Origin of the sequence: Mycobacterium sp. shizuoka-1, assembly GCF_002723835.1 — a bacterium.
GTDB lineage: Bacteria > Actinomycetota > Actinomycetes > Mycobacteriales > Mycobacteriaceae > Mycobacterium.
This window is the reverse complement of sequence record NZ_BEWG01000081.1, coordinates 1-15,900: the sequence shown is the minus strand read 5'-3', so window position 1 is coordinate 15,900 and position 15,900 is coordinate 1. Positions and strand designations below refer to the sequence as shown.

Annotated in this window: 15 protein-coding genes and 1 pseudogene; 11 read left to right on the top strand and 5 right to left on the bottom strand. The window is 65.4% G+C overall.

Annotation, left to right across the window (positions count from 1 at the left end):
- The first annotated feature begins 45 nt into the window (after nt 1-45).
- From MSZK_RS21925 to fdxA, 5 genes are all read left to right on the top strand, one after another.
- Nucleotides 46-837, top strand: a complete 792-nt coding sequence (locus tag MSZK_RS21925; protein WP_099250704.1) for an enoyl-CoA hydratase/isomerase family protein — start codon at nt 46-48, stop codon at nt 835-837.
- 157 nt (nt 838-994) lie between these two features.
- Nucleotides 995-1,804, top strand: coding sequence for an enoyl-CoA hydratase-related protein (locus tag MSZK_RS21920; protein ID WP_233211443.1), 810 nt, complete (start codon nt 995-997; stop codon nt 1,802-1,804).
- Between the two features lie 55 nt (nt 1,805-1,859).
- Nucleotides 1,860-3,023: an acyl-CoA dehydrogenase family protein gene (locus tag MSZK_RS21915; RefSeq protein WP_099250703.1), complete on the top strand. Its 1,164-nt coding sequence runs from the start codon at nt 1,860-1,862 to the stop codon at nt 3,021-3,023.
- Nucleotides 3,020-4,036, top strand: a complete 1,017-nt coding sequence (locus MSZK_RS21910) for an acyl-CoA dehydrogenase family protein (protein WP_158230621.1) — start codon at nt 3,020-3,022, stop codon at nt 4,034-4,036. Before MSZK_RS21915 ends, MSZK_RS21910 begins: the two co-directional genes overlap by 4 nt.
- A gap of 101 nt (nt 4,037-4,137) precedes the next feature.
- Entirely contained in the window at nt 4,138-4,470 is a 333-nt protein-coding gene (gene fdxA, locus MSZK_RS21905) for a ferredoxin (RefSeq protein WP_047040134.1), read from the top strand.
- Nucleotides 4,471-4,518: 48 nt separating this feature from the next.
- Here the strand turns inward: fdxA and MSZK_RS21900 are convergent, their stop codons facing one another.
- The 4 genes from MSZK_RS21900 to MSZK_RS21885 form a co-directional block, all read right to left on the bottom strand.
- On the bottom strand, nt 4,519-5,274 hold the full coding sequence (locus MSZK_RS21900) for an SDR family NAD(P)-dependent oxidoreductase (protein WP_047040173.1): 756 nt from the start codon (nt 5,272-5,274) through the stop codon (nt 4,519-4,521).
- 94 nt (nt 5,275-5,368) lie between these two features.
- Nucleotides 5,369-6,544, bottom strand: coding sequence for a CaiB/BaiF CoA-transferase family protein (locus tag MSZK_RS21895; RefSeq protein ID WP_047040135.1), 1,176 nt, complete (start codon nt 6,542-6,544; stop codon nt 5,369-5,371).
- A complete protein-coding gene (locus MSZK_RS21890) occupies nt 6,541-8,274 on the bottom strand; it encodes an AMP-binding protein (RefSeq protein ID WP_158230620.1) in 1,734 nt (577 codons plus the stop codon). The genes MSZK_RS21895 and MSZK_RS21890 overlap by 4 nt, the downstream gene beginning before the upstream one ends.
- A gap of 104 nt (nt 8,275-8,378) precedes the next feature.
- Nucleotides 8,379-9,896 (bottom strand): FAD-dependent oxidoreductase, encoded by a 1,518-nt coding sequence (locus tag MSZK_RS21885; protein WP_198419699.1) that lies wholly within the window; start codon nt 9,894-9,896, stop codon nt 8,379-8,381.
- A 328-nt stretch (nt 9,897-10,224) separates the two neighbouring features.
- Between MSZK_RS21885 and MSZK_RS21880 the strand changes: the two genes are divergently transcribed.
- From MSZK_RS21880 to MSZK_RS21855, 6 genes are all read left to right on the top strand, one after another.
- Nucleotides 10,225-11,346, top strand: coding sequence for an NDMA-dependent alcohol dehydrogenase (locus MSZK_RS21880; protein WP_047040138.1), 1,122 nt, complete (start codon nt 10,225-10,227; stop codon nt 11,344-11,346).
- 105 nt (nt 11,347-11,451) lie between these two features.
- Nucleotides 11,452-11,691, top strand: a complete 240-nt coding sequence (locus MSZK_RS21875) for a hypothetical protein (protein ID WP_064895177.1) — start codon at nt 11,452-11,454, stop codon at nt 11,689-11,691.
- A 57-nt stretch (nt 11,692-11,748) separates the two neighbouring features.
- Entirely contained in the window at nt 11,749-11,961 is a 213-nt protein-coding gene (locus MSZK_RS21870; protein ID WP_064895175.1) for a ferredoxin, read from the top strand.
- Between the two features lie 55 nt (nt 11,962-12,016).
- The gene (locus tag MSZK_RS21865; RefSeq protein WP_080989703.1) at nt 12,017-13,543 is read left to right on the top strand and encodes an aldehyde dehydrogenase; all 1,527 of its coding nucleotides are present in this window, start codon (nt 12,017-12,019) and stop codon (nt 13,541-13,543) included.
- 254 nt (nt 13,544-13,797) lie between these two features.
- Entirely contained in the window at nt 13,798-14,424 is a 627-nt protein-coding gene (locus tag MSZK_RS21860) for a TetR/AcrR family transcriptional regulator (RefSeq protein ID WP_232530502.1), read from the top strand.
- A 52-nt stretch (nt 14,425-14,476) separates the two neighbouring features.
- Nucleotides 14,477-15,520, top strand: coding sequence for an MBL fold metallo-hydrolase (locus MSZK_RS21855; RefSeq protein WP_047040146.1), 1,044 nt, complete (start codon nt 14,477-14,479; stop codon nt 15,518-15,520).
- 151 nt (nt 15,521-15,671) lie between these two features.
- Here MSZK_RS21855 and MSZK_RS32120 read toward each other — a convergent pair.
- Nucleotides 15,672-15,818: pseudogene (locus MSZK_RS32120) on the bottom strand (CAP domain-containing protein); the annotation flags it as partial.
- Nucleotides 15,819-15,900: the final 82 nt, after the last annotated feature.

Sequence of the window (15,900 nt, the reverse complement as noted above, 5' to 3'; positions counted from 1 at the left end):
GGTCTGGCGTGCAAGGGTGCAAGCGTCAGCGCTACTGGAGGTTCGATGGTTATCGCCGTAGGCGACACGAAGTTCGTCCGCGTCGAGGTGGATAGAGGTGTCGCGCTGTTGACGGTGGACCGCCCGCCGGCTAACGCGCTGGATCTGCAGGTGGTACACGAAATCAGCAGGGCAGCCTCGGAGACAGCGTTGCAGCCTGAGGTCGGCGCCATCGTCGTTACCGGACACGGAAAACAGTTTGTCGCCGGCGCCGACATCAAGGTGATGCGCGACATCGATCTTGCCGGATTTGCGTATTTCGTCAACGCGATTCAACGGGCCCTCAACGATCTGGAAGCACTGCCGTTGCCGGTGATCGCAGCGATCAACGGTAACGCCATGGGCGGTGGCCTCGAACTCGCCCTCGCGTGCGACCTGCGGTTCGCAGGCGAACACGTGCGGCTCGGCGTTCCCGAGGTTCGTCTGGGCCTGCTTCCCGGCGCCGGAGGAACGCAGCGGCTGTGCGAGACGATCGGCAAGGGCCGCGCCCTGGAACTGCTCTACACCGGCCGGCAGGTGAGCGCTGCCGAAGCGCATGCGCTCGGCCTGGTCAACCGAGTCGTGGAGGGCGACCGAGTCGTTGGCGAAGCCGTCGAGTTCGCTCGACAACTCGCGTCGGGCGCGCGCCAGGCCATGCGCCGCATCAAATCGTGTGTGCTCGCACGACTGGACGGGGGGCGTTGCGCGGGCTTTCGGGCCGAGTCCGCTGGGGTTGTCGACCTCTTCGCCGGGGAAGAGGCCCGGGTGGGCTTCGACGCCTTCATCAATAAGCGGCCACCCGACTTCGGCTATGGCTAGGCGACAGTCGCGTTTGCTGCGGGGCGTGCCGAGAACGTGCAACGTCTCGGTGTGACGGCAGGGCCGCTGTCCCCCGCGTGGCAACCCAAGTCCTCTGCATATCGGTAACCGAGGCCAAGTCCGAGGCCCGGAAACGTTGGGAAGGAGCAGTTGTTCAATGAGCAGTTCAATGGTGGAGTTCTCCGACATCCGCTACGAAGTCAAGGATGCCGTCGCCCGGATAACGATCAATCGTCCCGACAAATTGAATGCATTCACGCCGCACACCCTCAGGGAGTTGACATCGGCCGTGCGACGTGCCGGCGAGGACGGCGACGTCGGGGTGATCGTGCTGACCGGTGCCGGCGAACGGGCATTCTGCGCGGGTGGTGACGTCAGCGTGGAGGACGAGAGCACGTTCAACGCCGGCGATGACTCCTTCGACGAGTTGGTCAAGCAGCTCTACCGCGCGTTTCGTGAATGTCTCAAGCCGGTGATCGCCCGGGTGGACGGCTACGCGATCGGCGGGGGACACCACATGGCCTACGCCTGCGATTTCACCATCGCGTCTGATCGCTCGGTGCTCGGACAGAACGGTCCGCGCGTCGCCAGTCCAGCCGAGGGGTGGCTGGTGAGCTACCTGTGGACGGTGGTCGGTATGAAGCGGGCCAAGGAGATGTGGATGTTGTGCCGGCGCTACTCGGCCAAGCAGGCGCTGGACTGGGGGCTCATCAACGCGTGTGTGCCGCCGGAGGATCTCGATGCCGAAGTCGCGCGTTGGTGTGACGAGTTGCTGGCGCTTAGCCCGACCGTGCTGAAACTGGTCAAAAAGTCCTTTGACGACGCGGTCGCGCCCATGCGGGAAGCACAGGACCGGTTCAGCATTCTCAACCAGGTGAACCCCGGCTTCTTCGTGTCCGGAGAGCAATCCGAAGGCGCCGATGCCTTCATGAACAAACGCAAGCCCGACTTCTCCCCTTGGCGTTGACGATGCGCTCAACTCGCAACGGCGGTGTGGGCGAGAATCCGGGGGGACGTTGACGATGGAATTGTCGTACTCCGATTCAGAGCTGGCGTTCCGCGATGAAGTACGCGCCTGGCTGACGACCAACGCGCCCACTCACCCCTTACCGCCGCCCTACACGGCCGAGGGTGTGGCCGCACATCGGGAATGGGAGAAAGCGCTGTACACCGCGGGCTACTCGGCGCTGCATTGGCCGCGAGAGTACCGCGGCGGAGGTGCCGACTTCATGCGCCAGATGCTGTTCGACGAGGAGTACCACCGAGCCGCAGCTCCGCAGCGGTTGAACCGTCTCGCCCTCGGACTAGCGGGCCCCACCATCATCGAATTCGGCACCACCGAGCAGAAGCAGCGCTGGCTGCCGGGGATGCTCAGCTGCGACGAGTTATGGTGCCAGGGATTCTCCGAACCGGGCGCGGGCAGCGACCTGTCCGCCGTGCGAACTCGGGCGGTCCTTGACGGAGACGATTTCGTCATCAATGGCCAGAAGATCTGGACATCACTGTCCGCGTTCGCCGAATGGATGTTCGCCCTGGTCCGCACGGACCCCGGCCAGACTCGGCATCGGGGCCTGACATACATCGTGCTGCCGATGGACACTGCTGGCATCGAGTTGCGGCCGATCCGCCAGTTGCACGGCGAGCCGGGTTTCTCCGAGGTGTTTTTCACCGACGTGCGCGTTCCCGCGAAGAACGTCATCGGTGCGGTCGGTGACGGGTGGCGCGTTGCCATGGCGACGCTGGGCTACGAGCGCGGCACCGGCTTGGGCAACCACGTGCGTCTGTCCAACGACGTGCGGCAATTGGTCGACCTCGCCACACGTATGGGCATCGCCGACGATCCCGCCCTCCGGGACGAGATCGCCTCGCGCTTCGCCGAGGCCGAGCTTTTCCGCCGGTACATGCAGCACATCGCCAGCCAACTCGCCGCGGGCACCGGCGTCGGTTCCAGGTCCAGCCTCGTCAAGTTGTATTGGTCGGAGCTCGACAGCAGAATCCAGGAAACCGCTCTGCAGATCCTGGGTCCCTTCGCAGAACTGGCGGATTCATCCGGCTGTGCCGCTGGAGCCGGGTTTCATCGCCGATACTGGCACGCTCGGGCGTCGCGAATCTTCGCCGGCACCAACGAGATACAACGCAACATCATCGGCGAGCGCCTGCTCGGACTTCCACGGGAGCCGCGGTGAACATCGACCTCACGCCCGACCAGAAAGAGCTGGCAGCCGCGGCACGGGAATTCTTGCGTGCCGAGTACCCTGCGTCGCGGGTTCGTTCGGCCTGGGATGCCGACTGCGCCGTCGATCGCGCGGCGTGGGCTCGACTGGCCGAGATTGGGTTCCTCGGTGTCGTAGTGCCAGAACGGTTCGGCGGCCTGGGGCGCTCTGATGTGGAGCTCGCATTGCTGCTCGAGGAAGCCGGCCGGGTCGCGCTTCCCGACCCGCTGCTGGAGACCGCGGTGGCGGCGCTGACGATCGCAGACATGGGCAGCGACCGCCAGATCGAGCGGTGGTTGCCCGCCATCGCAGCCGGCGAACTAATCGCCACCATTCAGCCGCCGGGTGCACCGTTCGCTGTCATCGACAGCTCGTTCGACCTCATCGTGGTGGCGAGCGAGGACTGTCTGCATGTCGTACCCGTGAGCAACTGCGACATCGAGTCCCACGAAGTCGAGGACGGCGCCCGCCGCCTGGCGACTATCCGCGCCGAAGCCACCTCCGATACCTTGTTGCCCGGCAGCACCGGACGGGCGGACCTTTTAGCCGTACGCGCCGCCGTGGCCGCCGCTGCCACGCTCGTGGGCATCGGGGCGTACTTAGTAGAAACCACGGTCGATTATGTGCGGCAGCGGGAGCAGTTCGGCAGACCGGTCGGATCGTTTCAGGCCGTCAAGCATCAACTCTCCAATGCCTATCTCGCGGTCGAATTCGCCCGGCCGGCGACGTGGGTCGCCGCGCACTTGGTCGCCATTGGTTCGGATGAAGCGCCGACGGCCGCGGCGGTTGCCAAGAGTTGCGCGTCGGAAGCGGAAAAGACCGCCAACGACAGCGCTTTGCAATGCCACGGTGGGATCGGTTTCACCTGGGAGCATGACCTGCACCTGTGGCTCAAACGGGGGAAGGCCATGGAACAGGCGTACGGGACCCCGCGCCAACACCGTGCCCGGATAGCCGAGACCATCTTCGGCTCCTCGGCCGTGTGAAGCGCACGGCCCCGTTCTGGCAGGTACCAGCCTACGGTCATCCGCCACGTCCAGCGTGACGTCGCAACGGGGTTACATAAAGAGTAGAGAAAGGTGAATCCGTGACTTATGTGATTACCGAGGCATGTGTCGACGTTCTCGACAAGACGTGCATCAAAGAATGCCCGGTCGACTGCATATACGAAGGCGAACGGATGATGTACATCCACCCCGCCGAGTGCATCGATTGCGGGGCGTGCGAACCGGTCTGCCCCGTGGAGGCGATCCACTACGAGACCGACCTCCCCGACGGTGTACGGCACTATCAGCAGATCAATGCCGACTTCTTCTCCGAAATCGGCTCTCCCGGTGGCGCCCGCCGCGTCGGGAAGCTCAGCGCCGATCCCCCTATCGTCAAGAACCTGGAGCTAAGGAGCGGCACCGGGGGGCGGTAGCGTTCCCGGCGCTGCGGCCGTCGGTCAGAGCTACGCCATGGTTCAGAGCTACGCCATGGTAAGGCCGCCGCTCACCGACAGCGTCTGTCCGGTGATGAACCCCGCGTCGTCGGAAGCGAGGAACGCGACCGCGGCGGCGACCTCCTCCGGCCGGCCCAGACGCTTCATCGGCACCGCCCGGGTCATCGCACCGATCACCTTGTCTGCATCGGCTTGGCCGCGGACGATCTCTTGTAGCAAAGGGGTGTCGGTCGGGCCGGGGCACACGGTGTTGGCGGTTACCCCCGCGCGGGCGACCTCGCGAGCGATCGTCTTCGTGAATGCGATCACAGCGCCCTTGGCCCCCGAGTACACCGACTCCAGCGACGAACCGACACGACCGGCGTCCGAGCCGATGTTGACAATCCGCCCCCACCCCGCCTCGATCATCGCCGGAAGCACGTCGTGCGTGGTCCGAAGCACGCCCTTGTAGTTGATCTCGATGACGCGCTGCCAGAACTCCTCGTCGGTATCGACAAAGGGCTTGAGCTCGTCCCACCCAGCGTTGTTGACCAGGATGGAGATCGATCCCAGCTTCTGGCGAACCTCGTTGAGGCCCTCCTTCACCGACGCCGGGTCGGTGACATCCACGGCGACGGGCACGGCGGTGCCGCCGGCTGCGGTGATCGTCGCCGCGGTCTCCTTAGCCTCGTGGTCGCGCAGATCGACCACCGCGACGTGGCGGCCTTGCCGGCCTAGCGCTAACGCGATCTCGCGTCCGATTCCTCTAGCGGCGCCGGTGACGACGGCGACACGTGCCTGCATGCTCATTCTCCGATCGTTTCTCCGTTACGACGTCCAGAGTCCATATACTTTACAATGACGATGATCATCCCGATTTGGATCGTCCTCGCCGATTTCACTCCGTGACCGCGCCGGTCGCCCGCAGCGTTTCGATCTCGTCCGGGGAAAGGCCGATCTCGTCGAGAATTTCGCGAGTGTGCTGCCCGGGCCGGGTAACGACCGATCCCGCGGTTGGCTTCCACGCGCTCATGCGCGGCAGCGGGCCAACCACACCCGGCGCGTCCAGCAACCCTCTGCGCTGCGCTGCGTCGAACGCGTCGGGCAGCGACCTCACGGGAGCCACCGCGGTGTCGACCTCTTCCAGCCGGGCCAGCCATTCCGCGAGCGAGGCAGCGGAGAAGGTCTTCTCGAATGCGGCCCGCAGCTCGCCCCATCGAGACTGGTCGGCATAAGCCGAGATCAGGTCGGGGCGGCCGAGTGCTGTGCAGAGGTTCGCGAAGAACTTCGGCTCCAGAGCAGCCACCGACAGCCATTGCCCGTCGGCCGTGCGATAGCAGTCATAGAAGGGGACCGCCCCCGACAGCAGGCCCCGGCCCCACGACGGATCCGGCGCCGACGCCAGCGTCCACGACTGGACCACCTGCAGCAGGCCGAGCAGCCCCTCATACATCGACACGTCGATGTGAGTTCCCCGGCCGCTGGCCTGGCGGCCCAGGAGGCCGGCCAGGATGCCGAACGCGGCCAGCAAACCTCCTGCGGCGAAGTCGGCCACCACGTTGACGGGTATGCCCGGACGCTGGCCATCGCGTGTCGTCGCCGACAGCAGGCCCGACTCGGCGATGTAGTTGAGATCGTGACCGGCGCGCATCGCCAGCTCCCCGGATTGCCCATAGCCGGTCAGCGAGCAATAGACGATCGCCGGGTTCCGCGCGGCGACCGTGTCGTAGCCCAATCCGAGCCGCTCGCAGGTTCCCGGCCGGAATCCCTCGACGAAGACGTCACTGCGCTGCGCCAGTTGCAGGGCGATCTCCAGGGCTTGCGGTTGCTTGAGGTCCAGCACGAGTGATCGTCGGGAGCGATACAGCGGATTGATGCCCTGTCGGCGCGCGCGCTCACCACCGTAACCGGGTAGCGCGCCAAGACCGCTGCCGCTTCGCGCGGCGGCCGGGGCTTCCACCGTGATCACCTCCGCGCCGAGGTCGCCGAGCAGCATGGTGGCAAACGGCCCTGGGGCCAGCGCGGACAGGTCGAGGATGCGTACCCCGGACAGCGGGCCGGTCGGATCGCTCATGCCGTTCCCTCAGCTGCGCGTTCTGCGGTTGACGGTGCGGTGTCAGCCGGCGTACCTGGCGCCGGCGGCCGATGGCGAGCTGAGGTCCCGTCTTCGTTACGCGCGTGACCTGCCAGGTCCTTGATGGCGATGTCTCGAAGGAGCGCTTTGTCGACCTTTCCGCCGGCATTGGTCGGCAGCTCATCGAGCACGATGAATCTTTCGGGCAGCTTGGCCTTGGCGAGCTGGCGGTCGAGCAGAAACGAGCACAGATCGTCGAGCCGGGGGTGAGAGCCTAAAGCGGGCACCACTGCGGCGCAGGCCCGCTCGCCCAGCCGCTCATCGGGGATTCCCACGATCGCTACGCCAGCCACGTCAGGGTGCTCGAGCAGCAGCTCCTCGACTTCCCGCGGGAAGATGTTGGTGCCTCCCCGCAAGATCATGTCCTTGATGCGCCCCACGATGCGTAGGTATCCGCGGTCATCGAACTCACCGACGTCACCGGAGTGGAAGAAACCCTGATCATCCCAAGCCTGCCGGTCGTAGTCGGGCTCGTTGAGATAGCCGTATGACTTGTTGGGCCCACGCCAGCACAGTTCACCAGCGTCGCCCGGCGGCACGGGGTTGCCGTCCGCGCCGAGCAACACCACCTCGACACCGGGGCAGACCGAGCCGACGGTCGTGTGGCGTAGCTCGTCTGGATCGTCGATCGACGTGATGGCGGGCACTCCCCCATCGGTGGCGCCGTAAATGGTTTGCACGCGGCAGCCCATCCGTGATTCGAGGTCGCGCGCGGTGGACTGTGGCAGCGGGGCGCCCGCGTTGTTGAATCGGGTGAAGTGGGACAGGTCATACTGCTCGAGCGGGAACTCCAGCATCATGATCATCTGGGTGGGCACGGCGGTCGCGTAGGTGCACTGCTCCCGGATGATCAGGTCCAGTGCGGCCTGCGGCTTCCAGGTTTCCAGCAGCGCGGTCGTCGCACCCACCAACAGTGGTGCCAGCACGGGAAAGACGTAGCCGGTCGAGCCCGTGCTGGCCGGTGCGATGGCGGCGGCGACGTCGTCGGCACCGAGGTGGAGGCGGCGGCCCATATGGTGGACGAGCAGGGCGACCAGGTCATTCGAACTCCACACCGACGCCTTGGGGATACCGGTCGTTCCCGACGAGGACATCACGTGTGCGGGCGCATCGGCGCTCGGCCGATGCTCGTCGAGCTCGCCGGCGGTCAGAGGCGCCGAGTTGGCTGCCAGCGATTCCAGCGAACCGCTTCGGGCGGTCAACACGTGTTTGAGGTCGGGCAGCCCGTCACGCAGCGTTTCCGCCAGGCCGACGTAGTCGAAGCCGCCGTTATCGTTGAGGACGATCAGCATCGAAGCCCGTACCGTGCCCAGCAGAGACCGCAGCTCGGCGCCGCGCCAGCCGGTGCTCACCGGCAGGAACAGCGCGCCGATCCTGTTGCACGCCAGGTGCAGTGCCGGCAGCAAAACGCAGCCGGGCAGGTGGATGGCGACCGGGTCGCCGGGCTCGACACCGTGATCGAGCAGGACCCGCGCAAGGCGCAGCGACAGGTCCCTGAGTTGGGCGTATGTCAGCTTTTCGCGGGAATCGATGACCGCAGTCTTTTCGGGATGCCGTTGTGCGTGGTCGTCGACGACGTCCGCGATCGTCTGGTCGCCCCACACGCCGATCTCACGGAAGCGGCCCGGGGCCGAGGCGGGCTGCATCCAAGGAATGTGGCGGTCGATCATATCGTGGCTCCTTCGCAGAGACTGTGTTGTGGACCTGAGTTGGGATGTCGACTGTGCGTGCCGGTGTCGGCGGGCTCCCGGGCGCACCACTCGATACGTGCGGGTCATCCTGGTGTTCGCCCGGCCGGGCTCGGGGTGCCGGCCGCGGCGTCCGTCGGGGCGTCGTGTGCCAGGGGGTGGGCGTGATCGAGCATGGCGGCCAGATCCGGGGTTTTGACCCGGGGGCTTCCTCGGCGCCGACCTGCTTGGATTTCGTGGGAGTCCAGCCGTAGCCATCCCGCCCAGTCCACGACGTTGACTGCGCGGTGCTCGAGCAGTTCGATGACCGTCCGGCGGTGGTCGTGTCTCGGCGGTGCGAGGCCGGGCAGGTCGGCCAGCAGGTTCTTGACGGTCTCGGCGGCGTCGGCTCGATTGGTGCCGATCACGCCACTGGGGCCGCGCTTGGCCCAACCGGTCACGTACTCGCCCGGCAGGAAATGGCCCTGTCCGTCCACTAGGCGGCCCCCTTGGTTGCGGATGGTTTGCGTACCGCTGTCGTAGGGCAAGTCGGCTACCGGACGCACCTGGTAGCCGACGGAATGCAGCACCAGGTTCACGTCGAGCACCTCGTACTGGCCTGAACCGCGCGCCTGGCCGTCGTCGGTCAGTTCGTTGCGTTCGACAACCAGGGCATTGACGTGGTCGTCGCCGAGGATAGCGACAGGGCTCCGGAGGAATCTCAGGTGCAGTCTCCTCGGTTTGCCCTGCAGCGGCCGATCCGCCCACTGCCGCAGCGTTGAGACCATGCGTTCGAGCTGGGGCCTTCCCAACAGCTCGGCTCGCTCGCTTTCGCTCAACGCCAATTCGGTCGGATCGATGATGAGATCGGCGTTGGACAGCTCGCCGAGTTCGCGAAGTTCGACCGGTGTGAATTTCATCTGCGCGGGGCCGCGTCGGCACAGCAGATAGATGTCGGTGATGGCGCTGGAGCCAAGTGCGGTGACGACCCGGTCGGGCACGTCGGTGGCGGCGATCTCCTCGGCGCTGCGCGCGAGCACTCGCGCGACATCGAGGGCGACGTTGCCGGCCCCCACCACGGCCACGCCCCGACCGTGCAGTGGGAAGTTGCGGTCGGCGGCGTCGGGATGTCCGGAATACCAGCCGACGAATTCTTTGGCCGCAAAGCTGCCCGGCAGGCGGCTACCGGGTACGTCCAGCACTCGGGCGTCTTCCGCGCCAAAAGCGTAGATGACGGCGTCGTAAAATCCTCGCAACTCGTGTCGGCTGATATCACGGCCGACAGAGACGTTCCCCAGAAAACGGACCGTGGCTGAATGGGCGGTGAAGGGTGCGCCCAGAACGCGGGCGACCGACTTGATCTTCTGGTTATCCGGCGCGACTCCGTACCGGACGAGCCCGAACGGCGAGGGCAGCCGTTCGAACACGTCTATCTTCACCGGGTGACCCGACTCCACAAGTTCGGTCACCGCGTACAGGCCGGCCGGCCCCGCACCCACCACAGCGATGCGTGCCGGTCCGCGGGCCTCGCCGCCGGGGGCGACGGTGTGCGTCACGCCGACCTCGGAGCGTGCTGACCGGTCTGGCTGCGCGTCAGAGCCGTACATCGATGTGGGGAACCGCATCGGAGGCTAATTGTCATCACGTTATTGAGGTACCTCTTCCCGTTCTCTTCTTCCCGTCCGGCGTACAAAACTCCTGGTCCGTGGCCAGTGAACTGGCAAGACTGCTTGCCGATGATCGGCGGTGCGACAGAATCCAGGAATCGTTTTCCTTGCCAGCGGTGTGGGTATGACCTATGATCATAGTGCTTAATGACATGAGTCACATCAACGATGACTTGTGTCAACACCGACAACGGCGACGGGGCCCTTCGATCGACACAACAGTCTGGGCAGCCGGCGTCGACGCGCGGATCAAGATCGATGTGATTAGGTCGACGAAGGGAGTTTCGTGAAGACTCGGGCAGCCGTGCTCCATGGGCAGAACGAGCAGTTCAAGGTGCAGGAGGTGGATCTCGACCCGCCGGGCCCGCACGAGGTGCGGGTGCGCCTGGCGGCGACCGGCCTCTGCCACAGCGACTACCACCTGGTGACAGGCGATCTTCCGATGCCGTATCCGGTGATCGGCGGCCACGAAGGGGCCGGGGTCATCGAAGAGGTCGGCGCCGAGGTCACGGCGGTCGAACCGGGCGATCATGTGGTGTTGTCGTTCATCCCCGCGTGTGGGCACTGCCGCTCGTGTGCGGTCGGACACTCCAACCTTTGCGACCTGGGTGCCAACATCCTGGCCGGTCCGCAGCTCGACGGGACCTACCGATTCCACGTGGGAGCGCAAGGCGCTGGCCAGATGTGCTTGCTGGGAACGTTTGCCGAGCACACCGTGGTGCCTGATGTTTCCGTCGTCAAGATCGATCGGAGCGTTCCGCTGCGCACCGCAGCCCTGATCGGGTGCGGCGTGCCCACCGGCTACGGGGCGGCAGTCAACAAGGCCAAGGTGCGGCCCGGTGAATCCGTGGTCGTCTGGGGCGCCGGGGGAATCGGCATGAACGCGATCCAGGGGGCCGCTACGTCGGGCGCCCGCGTCGTCGTGGCCGTCGAACCGGACGAGGCCAAGCGCAAACTCGCCTACGAAGTGTTCGGCGCGACACACGTCGTCGATCCGACCGCCGTCGACCCGGTCGACGCGGTGTTGGAGGCCACCTGGAACAGGGGGGCCGACGTGTCCATCGCCACGCCCGGCGTTCTGACCCAGGCGATCCTCGCACAAGCGCTGCAGGCGCTGGGGAAAGGCGGGCGGGCCGTCCTGGTCGCCGTGCCGCCCGCCGGCGCCGACCACCTACCCATCGCTCCCTTCGACGTTGTGATGTTCGAACGCCAGATCCTGGGCACCGTGTATGGCAGCAGCAACCCGTTCTCCGACATTCCCCAGCTGATCGACCTCTATCAATCCGGCAAATTGAAACTCGATGAGCTGGTGACCAACACCTACTCGCTTGATCAAATCAACGAGGGGTACGAGGCCATGCTCGCGGGTCGCAACATCCGCGGGTTGGTCATTCTGTCGGACGACTAGCAGCCCAAGTGGAGAGCTGATTCCGCCCTGCAGTGCAAAGTTGTCTCGGCCACGGCCGCGACGCAAAACCGATAGCCGTTCGTGAAGATTGGAGCGAATTCAACAATGACGACACAACAGCGCAACACCGATATCGATGACGAACGACCCACGCGGCTCAACGCCGAAGCGGCCGACAAGTTCATCGAGCATCTGAGCATGCACGACCGGGAGGTTCAACGCCACCGACTGGCGATCTACGACCGGATGCGTGAAGCATGCCCGGTCGGGCACTCCGTCGAACACGGCGGCCACACCCGAATACCGGCTGGATCCCGACAAGCCACCGGTGTGGCACACCGGTGACACCTGGGGTGTGAAGTCTTTGCCGGTGATCTTCGAGGCCAGGTCGTGACGAGTCCCGTGACCAGCAAATCCGCAGAGGTCACCGTCGATCTCAACCGGTGCATGGGCCATGCCCGCTGCCACTCACTGGCACCTGCGGTTTATGGCCTGGACGACGAAGGAAAGTCCGTCGTGATCGTCAATCCCGTTCCGCCAGAGTTGGTCAACGAAGCAGAGGAAGGCGCGCAGGCGTGCCCCGAACACGCGATCACAGTTCGCTACCACGATTGACAGCTCGTCACCAGCTGACCAAAACCGTCTTACAACCAGCAAAGCGAGACCCAAGATGACAATGACGGCACCGCTGAAATCCGATGTGCGATGGCGCTTCGAGCAATACATCGGCGGGACATGGCGTCCCTCCGTCAGTGGCAAACGCAGGCAGGTCATCGACCCGGCCACCGCGACCGTCGTCGGCGATGTCGCCGACGGAGGGATCGCCGACGTCGAGGCGGCGGTCGCGTGTGCCCGCACGGCCTTCGACGAGGGCCCCTGGGCCGGCCTGGACGTGCGAAGCAGGGTCCGAGCGCTGCAGCCAGCCATCGACTACCTGGTCGAAAACCAGGACGCCCTCCTGGAAGCGGAAATCGCCGAATGCGGATCTCCGATCAAGACGGCGAGCGCTCTGCACGTCGGATTCGCCTTGGCCCACAGCCAGTACTTCCTCGATATGGCCCCAAGCGTGCGTCTGGAGCAGCCATTGGGGTTCCATTCGCCGCCGTTTAGCGTCAGTCACGTCGTACGGGAACCCGAGGGCGTCGTCGCGGCCATCACCCCGTTCAACTTCCCGCTCTTGTTGGCCGTGTGGAAAGTCATTCCCGCACTGCTGATGGGCAACAGCGTCGTGCTCAAGCCCAACCCACGCACGCCGCTGTCGGCGATGCTACTGGCTGAAGCATTGTCGCGCACAGATCTTCCCCCCGGGCAATTCAACGTCGTCACCGGGGACGTCGAAGTGGGCCAATACCTCGTCGAAAGCGCTCTGGTGGACCATGTCACGTTCACCGGCAGCACCGGGGTCGGGCGGAGCGTCGCCGCCGGGGCTGCGCAAACGTTGAAGAACGTCACCCTAGAGCTCGGCGGAAAGTCGCCGTCAGTCATCCTGCCCGACGCTGACTTCGATCTCGTCGTCGACGGCGTGCTGTTCGGCGTCAACTTCTACGCCGGGCAGTGCTGTGAAGCGGGCAGCCGGGTCTTCGTGCCACGCGGGCGCGAAGAGGAACTCATCGACCGGCTGGTGCGGCGGGCCGCCACGATCAGACTCGGAGACACGCGCAACCCGCAGACCGACCTCGGCCCGGTGATCTCGGCCGAGAAAGCCGCCGAGCTGGAGCGCGTCGTCAATGACGCCGCGGCCGCCGGCGCCACAGTGGCGTGTGGTGGTCGTCGTGCCGACATCGGCGACGGCTACTTCTTCCAGCCGACAGTGATCCACAACGTCAACAACGACATGCCGATCGCCCGTCAGGAGCTTTTCGGCCCCGTGCTGTCGGTCATCGGGTACGACTCCGTCGACGACGCGGTGCGCCTGGCCAACGACACGATATACGGCTTGGCAGCGACGGTGTGGTCCACCAACATGGTCAACGCCTACGAAATCAGCCGCCGGTTACGCGCCGGCACGGTCTGGATCAATGACCACCACCAGTTGCGCCCCGACGCACCGTTCGGCGGATACCGGCAAAGCGGCATCGGCCGCGAACTCGGAGACGACGGATTCCTCGATTTCACCGAAGCCAAACACATCTACATGAGCCTGACGAATGATCGCCAGTCGCGCTTCTGGTCCCTAATCCTGCCCGCTGAGGAATAGGAGCGGGGGCCGCCCACCGCCTAGCGTCGCCGACCGCGGTGCAGGTGTCGCTTCCCGCTGGCCCGGTCGACCAACACCTCGTCGGCCAATCATCGTCAGCAACCGCTTCGCCTCGTCCGCGCCAATTCGCTACCCGGCCCTGCAGCGTGTTAACCGCTGTTAGCATTGCTGTTGGCCGCGGTGGGACCACGCGAGTTCAGGGCACAAGCAGGCGACGCCGGCCCATGTGGTTTCACCCAAGAGGAAGGGGCACGGTGAGCGGAGCGATCGTTACTCAACGGACTCGGGGAAGCGAACGTCGTGAGCGGATTCTGGCCGCGGCCGCCGAGCTCATCGCCGAGCGGGGATATCACGCCGTGTCGATGACGGATCTCGGTGTGGCGGCTGGAATCGTGGGACCGGGAATCTACCGGCATTTCGACAGCAAGGCCGCCGTGCTCGCGTCGCTGTTCGAGCGGGTGATCGACGCGCTGCTGGAGCGGGCCTCGACCATCGTGGACCAGGCTCGTGATGAGCGTGAGGCGTTGACTGGGCTGGTCGCCGACCATGTCTCGCTGGTGATCAACGATCGGGAGCTGGCGATTGTCTATTACCGCGAGTTGCATAACTTGTCCGATGAGCAGCGGCGCCGCCTGCGACGTAAGCAGCGACTGTATCTCGAGGAATGGGTGCACGTGGTCGCGGAGTTGCGGCCGGAGCTTGATGAGGCCGACGTCCGCGCGGTCGTACATGGTGCGATCGGCGCGATCCAGTCGATCCTTCACTACCGCGACACCGGCCTGCCCCCCGAGCGGGTCGCTGCCCGTCTGGCCGCCATGGGTTACGCGGTGCTCGGCATAGCAGCCAGCGACGACCTGCCCAGGATTGTGAACGATGACTAACATTTGTGCGTGTGACGGTGTGCGTCGGGACCGCGACAGGAGGAACACAGCCATGGCCGAGGCGCCGGGGGCCGTTCAGCGGCAGGCCTGGGTCGACGGCGTGTTGCCGCCGGTCGAGCAGGTGCGACCGGGATTGTGGTCGATCCCGGTGCCAATCCCGGACAATCCGTTGCGATACGTGCTGGTGTATGCGTTCGAGCTGCCTGACGGGGTCGCCATCGTCGACGCCGGCTGGGACACCGAGGAAGCGTGGACGGCCCTCGTCGAGGGACTGTCCAAGGCCGGATGCGACATCACCGACGTCTCTGCGGTGCTGATCACGCACGTCCACCCCGACCACTACGGATTGGCTGGGCGGGTGCGCGAGCATTCCGGAGCATGGGTCGGGGTGCACCCGGCCGATGCCGCGGTGTTGCCCACCCGCTACGGCGAGGTAGAACCTCTCGTGGCGAGTATGCGGGACCTCTTGGTGGACTGCGGGGTGCCCGAGGTCGAGTTGGACGAACTGAGCTCGGCGTCGCTTGGAATCCGGCAGTTCGTCCGGCAGGCCGAACCGGACCGGTTCATCGACGATGGCGATCGTCTCCCGTTGCCGGGCTGGAACCTGCGCGCGATCTGGACGCCCGGCCATTCGCCCGGGCATCTCTGCTTCGCCGAGCCCGACCGCAGGCTGATGCTGACCGGCGATTGTGTGTTGCCGCGGATCACCCCGAACATCTCCGTGCATCCCCAGCAAGCCGCCAATCCCCTCGCCGACTTCCTCGCCTCGCTGGCCAAACTGCGTGGATATCAACCCGACGAGGTGCTTCCCGCCCACGAATACCGCTTCGACGCGTTCACAACCAGGCTGGACGAACTTTTCGCCCATCACCGCACGCGCCTTGGTGAGATCGAACGCGCGGTGGCCGACTGCCCTGGGGCAACCTGCTGGCAGATCACCACCCGCCTGGGGTGGTCGCGGCCCTGGGCTCAGGTACCCAACTTCATGCGCCGGGCCGCCAACGGTGAAACACTGGCCCATCTGGCGCTCTTGGCGGCAGAGCACCGCGTAGAACCGATGCGTGACACCGTCACCACATGGTGGCCGAAGCAGTGACCCGCGATCCTGTATCCGACGGCCTCGACATTGCGCCTTCAGGCACCGCCCATGTCCGTGGCTGTGCCGTCAGCTCCGACAACACCACAGGCGTGAGGCCGACGGCCGATGTACCGTGTCGCTTCGATGTGCGGGATCTGGCCCGCTCTGGCTACCCGTAGTCGGCGACCACGACGGTGCGGTCGAAACTGTTCTCCGACCACACGCCGATGTGAGTGTGGGCGCAATCGGACATGATGGCGAGATATGCCGCGTTGTCATACCACCGGCTAATCAACTCCACACCGCTGATCGCTAGGTGTTCTTCACGGGTAGGTTGTGAACGCGTAGGCGCTCGATTGGTGTCATTCCGCCGATGCCGGTGTGGGGTCGGTGGTGAT